Origin of the sequence: Vibrio sp. WZ-1, from assembly GCF_052037695.1 — a bacterium.
In the GTDB taxonomy this organism is placed as follows: Bacteria; Pseudomonadota; Gammaproteobacteria; order Enterobacterales; family Vibrionaceae; genus Vibrio.
This window is the reverse complement of sequence record NZ_JBQEQR010000051.1, coordinates 40757-51625: the sequence shown is the minus strand read 5'-3', so window position 1 is coordinate 51625 and position 10869 is coordinate 40757. Positions and strand designations below refer to the sequence as shown.

Below are 10869 nucleotides of genomic sequence, written 5' to 3'. Positions count from 1 at the left end.
CCTAGGCATTACTCACCCGTCCGCCGCTCGACGCCGTTATCGTTCCCCGAAGGTTCAGATAACTCGTTTCCGCTCGACTTGCATGTGTTAGGCCTGCCGCCAGCGTTCAATCTGAGCCATGATCAAACTCTTCAATTTAAGATTTTGTCGGCTCAATGAATACTGAACATTACATAAAGTAATGTTTGAATTGACTGTGCTCTTATTGGTTTTCACTTTAGAAAAGTAAAACAAAACAGCTCAAGGCTGCTTCCCAATTCGAATGGTCACTTCGTTTCATTGAAACCTAATTTGATACCGAAGTATCTAATTGGATTATCATCAACGAGTGCCCACACAGATTGATAGGTTCTTATTTTTAAAGAGCTAATCTTCTTTGTGACTCACATCACTTCGGAAGAGGCGGCCATTCTAGCGAGATAATTTTTTGTGTCAAACACTTTTTCAAATTATTTCGTTTTTCTTTCTGACCTTGCCGACTTTGCGTTGAACCCTTGTGAGCTCTGCCCTGTCGACAAGGAGGCATTATAGAGATCACGCTCACATTGGCAAGCGTTATTTTGCAAAAATTGCAAAAACAATGGTTAAACGCTGAGTTTTCGATCAAAGCCTTATTTATCCAACTTTACCCAAAGAAGGCAAACAACTTATCCACAGAGTTATCCTTTTAAGGCCCATTTTCATACCTTATAAATAAAGAAAGCTGCTTTACAGCAGCTTTCTTTATTTACCTGAAAGTCAGTTATAGCCAACCTTATGACTAGATACCCGAACCATCTTGCTCGGAGCCATCATCTTCATGCAATCCACATTCACGCTTTAATCCGAAGAAGCGGGTTTCTTCTTCCGACATTCCGGGCTCCCATTTTTTAGTCGTATGAGTATCACCGACAGAAAGGTAACCTTGCTCCCAAAGAGGGTGATAACTTAAACCGTATTCTTCTAGATAATAGTGCACATCTTTATTTGTCCAGTCGATCACGGGCAAGAACTTAAACACACCATTTTGAATCGATAAGATTGGTAGACCTGCACGAGATTGACTTTGCTCTCGACGTAATCCGGAAAACCAAGTACCAACATTCTGCTCACGTAAAGCGCGTCGCATCGGTTCGACCTTATTTATCTTATTGTACTTTTCAATTCCCTCTATACCTTGTTCCCAAAGTTTTCCATAACGTGCTTCTTGCCAATGGGCACTTTCTTTTGCTCGGTACACTTTAAGGTTGAGGTTCAGTTGCGCTTTCAGCTGGTCGATAAATTGATAAGTTTCTGCAAATAGATAACCGGTGTCCGTTAGGATGATTGGAATGTCCGGCTTTTGTTGTGTCACAAGATGGAGCATCACTGCGGCTTGGATACCGAAACTGGAAGAGACTGCGAACTCCCCTTCCAAGTTCTCCAATGCCCACTTTACTCTCTCTTGTGCCGAAAGCTGTTCGAGCTCGACATTGATTTGAGCAAGACGGAGGATTTGCTCCGTCTTTGTTAATGTCAGTAACTCTGCTAGCTCCGGTTTGGACGCTACAGAATCAAGCATGGAAGTCCCTCTTTGATACGAACACTTCTTGGATAATGCCAGCTCGAATCGTGAAGTCGCCAAATGCTTCGCCTTCTTCACGTTCAGCAGCCCAACGAGCCACCAGCTGATCAATCTCTTCTAAGATTTGCTTATCCGTAATGTTCTCTTTATACATCTTCGGTACTCGAGTACCACCGCGGTTACCACCTAGGTGTAAGTTGTATCGGCCTGGTGCTTTACCAACTAAGCCGATTTCTGCCAGCATTGCTCGACCACAACCATTTGGACACCCTGTTACACGAAGAATGATATTGTCTTCTTCAGGCAGACCATGCTTTTCTAGAATATCTTCTACATCGGTAACAAATTGGGGAAGGAAACGCTCCGCTTCTGCCATTGCTAATGGACAAGTTGGGAATGCCACACACGCCATCGAGTTCTTACGCTGCTCACTTACACCGTCATCCATCAGACCATGTTCACGAGCAATCTTCTCAATCTTCGCTTTTTGGCTTTTCGGTACACCGGCAACAATCAAGTTTTGGTTTGCTGTCATGCGGAAGTCGCCTTTATGGATTTTGGCAATTTCAGCAACACCCGTCTTAAGTGGTTTACCTGGGAAGTCCAACAGACGACCGTTTTCAATGAAGAGCGCTAAGTGATGTTTACCATCAATCCCTTCTACCCAACCGATACGGTCACCACGTTCTGTGAATTCGTAAGGACGGCTCTGCTCAAACTTAACACCGGCACGTTTTTCTACTTCCGCTTTAAACACATCACTGCCGACACGATCTAATGTGTACTTAGTTTTTGCATTCTTACGGTTTGAACGGTTACCCCAATCGCGTTGAGTTGTTACTACAGCCGCGGCAACATCAAGTGTTTTCTCTAGTGGGATAAAACCAAAGTCATCCGCTCGACGGGGGTAGGTTGACGTGTCACCGTGTGTCATCGCTAGACCACCACCAACGAGCACGTTAAAACCAACCAGCTTGCCGTTATCTGCAATCGCAACGAAGTTCAGATCGTTAGCATGTACATCTACATCGTTTTGCGGTGGGATGACCACTGTGGTTTTAAACTTACGTGGCAAATAGTTCTTACCCAGAATCGGCTCGTCTTCTTCAGTGCTTTCTACTTTTTCACCATCTAGCCAAATCTCGGCATAAGCGCGTGTCTTCGGTAGTAAATGCTCGCTGATCTTTTTCGCCCATTCGTAAGCTTCTTGGTGTAGCTCCGACTCCACTGGGTTAGTGGTACACAACACGTTACGGTTAACATCACCCGCGGTTGCAATCGAATCAATACCAATGCTGTTTAGCGTTTGATGCATCAACTTGATATTTGGTTTTAGCACGCCATGGAACTGGAACGTTTGACGAGTAGTAAGACGAATACTTCCATATAAAGAGTGCTCGGTTGCAAACTTGTCGATCGCTAGCCATTGCTTTGGTGTAATGATGCCACCCGGCATACGTGCACGAAGCATGACGTTGTGCAACGGTTCCAACTTTTGTTTAGCACGCTCATTACGGATATCACGGTCATCTTGCTGGTACATTCCGTGGAAACGAATCAATTGGAAGTTGTCTGCAGTAAAGCCACCAGTAATACGATCTTGCAGATCTTGTTCAATGGTTCCACGCAGTAAATTACTTTCTCTCTTAAGACGCTCGTTATCCGAGAGTGGACCAAGCACCTCACCTAATACTTCTTGGCTGTTTGATTGTTGATTCGCGCTCATTAGTACACATCCCTTTGGTAACGTTTCGCTTTACGTAGATCGTTGATAAATGCTTCTGCTTCTTCACGAGATAGCTTGCCTTGTTGCTCGGCTACAAATACCAGCGCATCGTGAACATCTTTTGCCATACGAGTGGCATCACCACATACATAGATGTAGGCACCATCCTGAATCCATTGCCAAACTTGTTCAGCGTTTTCTAGGATGCGATGTTGAACGTAAACCTTCTCTGCTTGGTCACGACTAAACGCAACATCAAGGCGGGTCAGCAAACCTGACTTGAGATACTTCTGCCATTCAACTTGGTAAAGGAAATCTTGAGTAAAGGTACGGTCACCAAAGAACAACCAGTTCTTGCCTTCCGCATCACGGTTATCACGCTCTTGAATAAAGCTGCGGAAAGGCGCAATACCGGTACCAGGACCAACCATGATGATTGGTGTGTTGTCATCTTGTGGCAGTTTGAAGTTATTGTTGTGCTCAACAAACACTTTCACTTCACCGCCTTCTTCTAGGCGTTGAGCTAGGAAGCTTGAGGCACCGCCATAGCGCTTTTCATCACCTTTGTCGTATTCAACCAAGCCTACGGTCAGGTGAACTTCTTCATCCACTTCCGTTTGACTCGAAGCGATAGAATATAGACGAGGTGTCAATCGACGAAGTAAACCAACCAACTCTTCTGCACTTAACTTGGTCTTCTTCTCTGCAAGCACATCTACCACTTGCGTATTTGCAGCGTACTCGCGAAGTTTGTCTTTATCTTCCACTAGCTTTTGCAGTTTCTTGCTACCAGATAGCTCTGCGAATTTGGTGACAAACTGAGGGTTTGATGCGGTGATCTCGTATTTGCTGACCAACGCACTATGAATAGAAAGACTTTCGCCATCCACTTCAACGCTCTCGACACCAGAAAGCCCTGCTTTAGCCAAAACAGCGTTAGCAAGCTCAGAGCTATTGTCAAACCACACACCTAGGGCATCACCTGGCTGATAGGCCAAACCCGACTCTTCGAGATCAATCTCTACATGACGGACGTCTTTACCTGAATCACGCCCCGTGATTTTCTGGCTAGTCAGTAGTGTTGCGGTATATGGGTTTTGCTTATTGTAGGCAGAATGCCCTGGGGCAGCTTGGCCGACTGGCAGTTGAACCACTTCTGCTTCATTACCTGAAGAAAGGGCTTCTTTTACTTGTTTAAGCGCTTGCTTACGCCATTCAGCAGCAGGCGCTTCATAATCCACATCGCAATCAATGCGATCGATGAAGGCCGTTGCACCTAACTTAGACAAGTAAGTATCGAAGTCTTTACCCGTTTGACAGAAAAACTCATAGCTTGAATCGCCTAATGCAATTACCGCGTACTGCAAGTTTGGCAGCTTAGGGGCTTTCTTAGATTGGAGGAATTCATGCAGCTCAATAGCATTATCCGGCGCTTCACCTTCACCATTAGTCGACGCCACGATGATCACATGGGTCTCTTTTGCAAGGTTCTTACCTTTGTAATCGCTGGCATCAAATAGCTCTACAGCAATGCCTTGAGCTTTGGCCTCTTGCTCTAGTGCTTCTGCAACACCTTTGGCATTACCAGTTTGGGATGCAAAAATAATACTTAGCTTGCCTGCTGGTTTAGCCGCTACCGCTGCTGCCGCTTGCGCGATCGGGGTTGCAGCCGCTGCACTTGGTTGGTTTTGAGCTAGCCCCCAGAAGTAACCACTGACCCATGCGAGTTGTTGTGAAGACAACTCAGAGACAGTTTGCTGGAGTGCATTAAATTGTTGGTCATTGATCGGGCTTGCGATTGGTGGGTTACCACTCTGCCCTTTATTTTCTTCCGATACATTCTTTTGAAAAGACATTGTCACGACATCCCTATTCATTGCGTGACGATAGATTAACCAACCTCCCTAATAACAAGAAAGAATAGAAGTGAATGTTTTATAACTTTTTGGAAGTACGAAAGCGAAATTTGGATTCAACGATCTTCAATGCGAACTTGTTGAAAGCCGACTGCCATGGCCGATTTTGAAGCCGTATCGAGATCATCGTAGAGGCACTCTTCTCCATGACTGTCCGTAAGACAGACAAACCCACCACGCGCATGGCGAAACTCAACAACCCATCCGCCCTCTTGAATTGATGGTTCAATAATGGCCTCGACTAGCTGGTTGTCACGAAATAGATGTCGTAATTCATTTATTGTCATCGCAGTCCCTGCTCCAACTTTATACATTGCTCTTAGATAAGCATGGTCGAAGTCTGAAACTTGGGCGAGAAATTCGATTTAATATAATTAAGTGATATAAAAAAACGCCGCTTATAAGGCGACGTTTTAAAGAATTGAGGTGTATCGAGCTAGAAAGAGTACTCTGCCGATACAAAGAACCCGTTTGCAAAGATGAACTCTTTACCTAAGCTCGACAAGAACTCTTCCGACTCTAAATCAATCACGCGGTAACCACCACGAAAAGCCAGTTGAGATTCTTGGAAAGGCAGTCGATATTGCATGCCAGCCATTAAATCAGTGCTTTTGATGCCTTTGTTATCACCAAAGTTCATTTCACCAATCACATCAAAATTAGTGTTCGGTACTGTAATTTCTGCGTAGCCATACCAAGCCCAAATCAGCTCATCAAAATCTGCTGTTCGAGAGGGCGTTCCTGCATCTACGTATTTCGTATCACTCAAATTACTAAAGGTAAGACCCGCATCAAAATGAAGCAAATCATGCTCAAGAACTTGGTAGTAAAGCGTAAGGTCTAGCTTATCGAAGCCCATGTAATCCGCATCAACGCTTGAATAGCGAAGGCGAGCATTTGGCACATACTTTACATCGTGCTCAATTGCCGCGTAAAAAGTGCCGGTTGTACTGCTATCTCTTCTAACCTCATTCACTTTAGTATCTGCCGCCCAAACTTCCGCTCCTACCTTAGCAGTAACAGAAGACTCTTCTGCAAAACAAGGGTAAGACGCTGCCAACGATAGTGATACTGTCGCTAAAGCGATGGTCGCTTTATATGTCATGTGATTTTTACTCCGAGATAGCTGATTTCAACATTAAGGGGCGTACCGGAATAATATCATATTCTCACAGCCCCCCATCAACTAAATATCCATAACAACTTATTTATAACGAGGTTGAGCAACGCAGTTTTTAAAAAACCAAATACCTAATGCTATAACGATTATCCAAGGTAATAACTTCATCACTACACCGACCATTCCAAGCAAGAACATCACCACTAAAGCAATTCCCGTCGCAGCAAATACCGTGACCATCGTAATACCCGTAACTAGCAAAGTTGCCGTGAAAACCAAAATAAAGATGAGTTCTAACATAATCACTTCTCCTTTGTTTTAGTTTTACTAGAGCAGGTTCTATACCAACTTAACAAATCAAACTTAAGCACATGATCTATATATAAAAATAAAGCCAGAGGCATTTCTACACTCTGGCTTTACTATTTGTTAGTTGGCAATTTTTACCAACCACTGGTGAAATTTACACATTCAATTCTTTTGGAATCTTCGCTAGCGCATCTTGTAGCACTTCTAGGCCTGAGCCCGGCTTGTGTGCGTTTTCACTGATGTGACGACGCCATTGACGAGCGCCCGGCATATTTTGGAACAAGCCCAACATATGACGCGTAATATGACCAATGTAAGCACCTTTTGCCAATTGTGCTTCAATGTACGGGTACATCTCTTCGACAATTTCACTACGCTTTTTAACTGGAGCAGTTGAACCAAATAGCTCTTGATCAACAGACGCTAGCAAGTAAGGGCTTTGGTAGGCTTCACGACCGATCATTACACCATCTAGGTGTTGTAGATGCTCTTTTGCTTCTTCTAGTGACTTCACGCCACCATTGATAGCAATAGTCAGATGCGAAAAGTCTTGCTTCAATTGATATGCCCGTGGGTAATCCAATGGTGGGATTTCACGGTTTTCTTTCGGGCTCAAACCACTCAGCCACGCTTTGCGCGCATGAATAGTAAATTGCTCACAGCCACCTTTTTCAGACACAATCGAAACGAAGTCTGTTAGGAACTCATAAGAGTCTTGATCGTCGATACCAATACGTGTTTTTACTGTTACGGGAATATCCACAACAGATTTCATCGCTGCTACGCAGTCTGCTACCAACTGAGGCTCTGCCATTAGGCATGCACCAAAGCGGCCGTTTTGCACACGATCAGATGGGCAACCTACGTTAAGGTTGATTTCATCATAACCACGCTCTTGGGCTAACTTGGCACACGTCGCCAAATCTGCCGGGTTAGAACCACCAAGCTGAAGGGCTAACGGATGCTCTTCTTCGTTATAAGCTAGGAAATCCCCTTTTCCATGAATGATTGCACCTGTCGTTACCATTTCGGTATACAACAAGGTTTCTTTGGTCATCAAGCGATGGAAATAACGGCAATGACGATCTGTCCAATCAAGCATTGGTGCTACCGAGAGCCTGCAAGAATGAGTCATGATAAAAACACCCATATACGTATTAATTAAGGGAGCGTGATTAGCGCTCAAAATTCAAGTCGGCTATTGTATACCTATTGGGCTTTGGGATGCGAGTCTCGATGGCAATTTCAGGCCATAGGAGGTAAGCATAAAGTGTGTGTTCCTGCACTATTTCATTGTTTAAGCCCCACGCAATTTGCTTTAAGTCATGATTTTCGTTTTGATAGCAGGTAAAATTAAGAATTTCTAAACCAAGTTCCAATAGAAATGGTTTATCATTAGGCTAGTCCAATAGTTATGGTGAAGGATTTGGACCCAACAATCATTGAACAAATTGAAGGAATATGTGCGGCCAGAGGAGTAAGATTAACTCCACAGCGTCGACGCGTTTTTGAGCTTATTTGTTCTAATCGCCGCGCCTCTAGTGCGTATGAGCTATTGGAGCAACTAAAGGAGAGCGAACCTCAAGCCAAGCCTCCTACAGTATATCGGGCTTTAGATTTTCTGTTGGAACAAGGTTTCATTCATAGAGTCGAGTCTACCAATAGTTTCATCACTTGTTGCTCTTGCAACACCGATCAGCACTATTTCCAATTGCTAATTTGCGATAAATGTGGCGACGTCGTTGAACTTGAAGATGAGACACTGATATCCTTGTTAGCCAATAACGCAGAGAAGCATGGCTTTCGAGTTACTAATCAGGTAATCGAAACGCATGGTACATGCCAAACATGTTCCTCCGAAATGAAAGAATAAGTATATAGAAGAACGTTATGCGCGCTGAATTTGTAAACCCGTTTTTAGCTTCATTAATGAATGTACTAAAAACGATGGCTTCCTTGGAGCTGAAGCCTCAAAAACCCCGAATCAAGAAGGACGAAATCGCACGTGGCGATGTGTCTGGTTTGATCGGTATGGTTGGAGCTCAAACTAGAGGTTCAATGTCGATTACTTTTGACGAAGCTCTAGCGCTAGAAATCATGCAAAACATGCTGGGCGAACGCCCGAATGGATTAAACGAAGAAGTTACGGATATGGTCGGTGAAATCACTAATATGGTGACTGGCGGCGCAAAACGTATTCTGGCTGAAAGTGGTTTTGATTTTGATATGGCAACCCCAGTTGTAGTATCAGGTAAAGGTCACACCATTCGCCACAAGTGTGAAGGCTCAATCATTATCATGCCTTTCTCTTCACAGTGGGGAAATGCCTTCATTGAGATTTGCTTCGAGTAATCGAGAAGAAATAGGTTGGTCAGTGCCAACCTATTTTGTTTCTGCCTCAGGCAATAAAAAGGTCAGCATTTGCTGACCTTTTCTGTTTCTATTCAACCATTAAGCTTTGAACGCTTTAAATGCATTGATTAGACCGTTTGTCGAGCTGTCGTGTGAGTTGATTTCTGACTCATCTGCTAGCTCAGGTAGGATTTGGTTCGCTAGTTGTTTACCTAGCTCAACACCCCATTGGTCGAAGCTGAAGATGTTCCAGATAACGCCTTGAACGAAGATTTTGTGCTCGTACATTGCGATCAGGTTACCTAGCGTGCGAGGTGTGATTTGCTTAACTAGGATAGAGTTCGTTGGGCGGTTACCTTCAAATACTTTGAACGGTACTAGAGACGCCATTTCTTCTTCACTCTTACCTGCTTTCGCAAATTCTGCTTTTACAGTTTCTGCAGACTTACCAAATGCCAATGCTTCTGTTTGAGCAAAGAAGTTAGACATCAGTTTTTGGTGGTGGTCGCTTGCTGGGTTGTGGCTGATTGCTGGTGCAATGAAGTCACATGGAATTAGCTTAGTGCCTTGGTGAATCAGCTGGTAGAACGCGTGCTGACCGTTAGTACCTGGTTCACCCCAGATGATAGGACCAGTTTGGTAAGTCACTGCGTTACCTTCACGGTCTACGTACTTACCGTTAGATTCCATGTTACCTTGCTGGAAGTACGCCGCGAAACGGTGCATGTACTGGTCGTAAGGTAGGATTGCTTCAGACTCAGCGCCATGGAAGTTGTTGTACCAAATACCAATCAGAGCAAGAATCACTGGGATGTTACTTTCTAGATCTGCCGATACAAAGTGGTTATCCATCTCGTGAGCACCGTCTAGAAGCTCAATGAAGTTGTCGTAACCTACAGACAAAGCAATTGAAAGACCGATTGCTGACCATAGTGAGTAACGACCACCAACCCAGTCCCAGAACTCAAACATGTTGTCTGTATCAATACCAAACTCAGATACTGCAGGAGCGTTAGTAGATAGTGCAGCGAAGTGCTTAGCAACGTGTGCTTGATCGCCAGCAGTTGCTAGGAACCAATCACGAGCAGAGTGCGCATTTGTCATGGTTTCTTGAGTCGTGAACGTCTTAGACGCGATCAAGAATAGTGTGGTTTCTGGGTCTACTTTCTTCAAAGTTTCAACGATGTGAGTACCATCTACGTTAGAAACGAAGTGTAGGTTCAGGTGGTTTTTGTATGGTGCCAATGCTTCAGTCACCATGTAAGGACCAAGGTCAGAACCGCCGATACCGATGTTGACGATATCTGTGATTGCTTTACCTGTATAACCTTTCCACTCACCGCCGATTACACGCTCAGTGAATGATTTAATTTTTTCTAGAACCGCGTTTACTGCTGGCATTACGTCTTCGCCGCCAACCACTACAGGTTTGTTCGAACGGTTACGTAGTGCAGTGTGAAGAACTGCGCGATCTTCTGTTTTGTTGATCGCTTCACCACTGAACATCGCTTCAATTGCTGACTTAAGCTCAGTCTCGTTAGCAAGAGCGAAAAGGTGCTTCAGAGTTTCCTCGTTGATTAGGTTCTTTGAGTAATCGACTAGGATGTCTGAGCCGAAGCGTGCAGAGTATTTGTCGAAACGCGCAGCGTCTTGAGCAAATAGCTCTTTCAGATCCATATCTTGTGCAGATTCGAAATGCGCAGTTAGCGCTTTCCAAGCTTGTGTTTGCGTTGGATTGATATTTTTCAACATGGTCTTTATCCCGATGTTACAGTAGGTTCCATTCCTTACAGTCTAGCGAAAACTGCGGAATCCCCGATTTAGCAAATAGAATATAAATAAGATGTTAGGGCAAATTGCCACAAAACAAGTCTTTGTAATTTTTTTTCAGTCGCCAATTATG

10 protein-coding genes and 1 rRNA gene are annotated in these 10869 nt (G+C 44.2%); 2 read left to right on the top strand and 9 right to left on the bottom strand.

Annotated elements, in window-relative coordinates; translation table 11 throughout:
• From ACTS60_RS03605 to dusA, 8 genes are all read right to left on the bottom strand, one after another.
• Positions 1–138 (bottom strand): 16S ribosomal RNA (locus ACTS60_RS03605); the annotation flags it as partial.
• A 622-nt stretch (positions 139–760) separates the two neighbouring features.
• Positions 761–1540: a phosphoadenylyl-sulfate reductase gene (locus ACTS60_RS03600; RefSeq protein ID WP_440887162.1), complete on the bottom strand. Its 780-nt coding sequence runs from the start codon at positions 1538–1540 to the stop codon at positions 761–763.
• Positions 1533–3269, bottom strand: coding sequence for an assimilatory sulfite reductase (NADPH) hemoprotein subunit (gene cysI, locus ACTS60_RS03595; RefSeq protein WP_440887161.1), 1737 nt, complete (start codon positions 3267–3269; stop codon positions 1533–1535). The genes ACTS60_RS03600 and cysI overlap by 8 nt, the downstream gene beginning before the upstream one ends.
• Positions 3269–5125: an assimilatory sulfite reductase (NADPH) flavoprotein subunit gene (locus ACTS60_RS03590; protein WP_440887160.1), complete on the bottom strand. Its 1857-nt coding sequence runs from the start codon at positions 5123–5125 to the stop codon at positions 3269–3271. The genes cysI and ACTS60_RS03590 overlap by 1 nt, the downstream gene beginning before the upstream one ends.
• A 116-nt stretch (positions 5126–5241) precedes the next feature.
• Entirely contained in the window at positions 5242–5472 is a 231-nt protein-coding gene (locus tag ACTS60_RS03585; protein WP_010443872.1) for a hypothetical protein, read from the bottom strand.
• A 149-nt stretch (positions 5473–5621) separates the two neighbouring features.
• Positions 5622–6290 carry a TIGR04219 family outer membrane beta-barrel protein gene (locus ACTS60_RS03580; protein ID WP_440887159.1) on the bottom strand — a complete coding sequence of 223 codons (669 nt, stop codon included), beginning with the start codon at positions 6288–6290 and terminating at the stop codon, positions 5622–5624.
• Positions 6291–6389: 99 nt separating this feature from the next.
• Positions 6390–6605 (bottom strand): envelope stress response protein PspG, encoded by a 216-nt coding sequence (pspG, locus tag ACTS60_RS03575; protein WP_440887158.1) that lies wholly within the window; start codon positions 6603–6605, stop codon positions 6390–6392.
• Between the two features lie 163 nt (positions 6606–6768).
• A complete protein-coding gene (gene dusA, locus ACTS60_RS03570; RefSeq protein WP_440887157.1) occupies positions 6769–7749 on the bottom strand; it encodes a tRNA dihydrouridine(20/20a) synthase DusA in 981 nt (326 codons plus the stop codon).
• A 279-nt stretch (positions 7750–8028) separates the two neighbouring features.
• Between dusA and zur the strand changes: the two genes are divergently transcribed.
• Positions 8029–8487: a zinc uptake transcriptional repressor Zur gene (zur, locus tag ACTS60_RS03565; RefSeq protein WP_010443880.1), complete on the top strand. Its 459-nt coding sequence runs from the start codon at positions 8029–8031 to the stop codon at positions 8485–8487.
• A 17-nt stretch (positions 8488–8504) separates the two neighbouring features.
• Positions 8505–8966 (top strand): chemotaxis protein CheX, encoded by a 462-nt coding sequence (locus ACTS60_RS03560; RefSeq protein WP_010443881.1) that lies wholly within the window; start codon positions 8505–8507, stop codon positions 8964–8966.
• A gap of 99 nt (positions 8967–9065) precedes the next feature.
• Here ACTS60_RS03560 and pgi read toward each other — a convergent pair whose 3' ends face one another.
• On the bottom strand, positions 9066–10718 hold the full coding sequence (pgi, locus tag ACTS60_RS03555; RefSeq protein ID WP_440887156.1) for a glucose-6-phosphate isomerase: 1653 nt from the start codon (positions 10716–10718) through the stop codon (positions 9066–9068).
• Positions 10719–10869: the final 151 nt, after the last annotated feature.

Coding starts and splice junctions, on each gene's coding strand:
- zur (WP_010443880.1), top strand. CDS start 8,029: ATGGTGAAGGATTTGGACCCAACAATCATTGAACAAATTGAAGGAATA.
- ACTS60_RS03580 (WP_440887159.1), bottom strand. CDS start 6,290: ATGACATATAAAGCGACCATCGCTTTAGCGACAGTATCACTATCGTTG.
- cysI (WP_440887161.1), bottom strand. CDS start 3,269: ATGAGCGCGAATCAACAATCAAACAGCCAAGAAGTATTAGGTGAGGTG.
- ACTS60_RS03560 (WP_010443881.1), top strand. CDS start 8,505: ATGCGCGCTGAATTTGTAAACCCGTTTTTAGCTTCATTAATGAATGTA.
- pgi (WP_440887156.1), bottom strand. CDS start 10,718: ATGTTGAAAAATATCAATCCAACGCAAACACAAGCTTGGAAAGCGCTA.
- ACTS60_RS03585 (WP_010443872.1), bottom strand. CDS start 5,472: ATGACAATAAATGAATTACGACATCTATTTCGTGACAACCAGCTAGTC.
- dusA (WP_440887157.1), bottom strand. CDS start 7,749: ATGACTCATTCTTGCAGGCTCTCGGTAGCACCAATGCTTGATTGGACA.
- pspG (WP_440887158.1), bottom strand. CDS start 6,605: ATGTTAGAACTCATCTTTATTTTGGTTTTCACGGCAACTTTGCTAGTT.
- ACTS60_RS03600 (WP_440887162.1), bottom strand. CDS start 1,540: ATGCTTGATTCTGTAGCGTCCAAACCGGAGCTAGCAGAGTTACTGACA.
- ACTS60_RS03590 (WP_440887160.1), bottom strand. CDS start 5,125: ATGTCTTTTCAAAAGAATGTATCGGAAGAAAATAAAGGGCAGAGTGGT.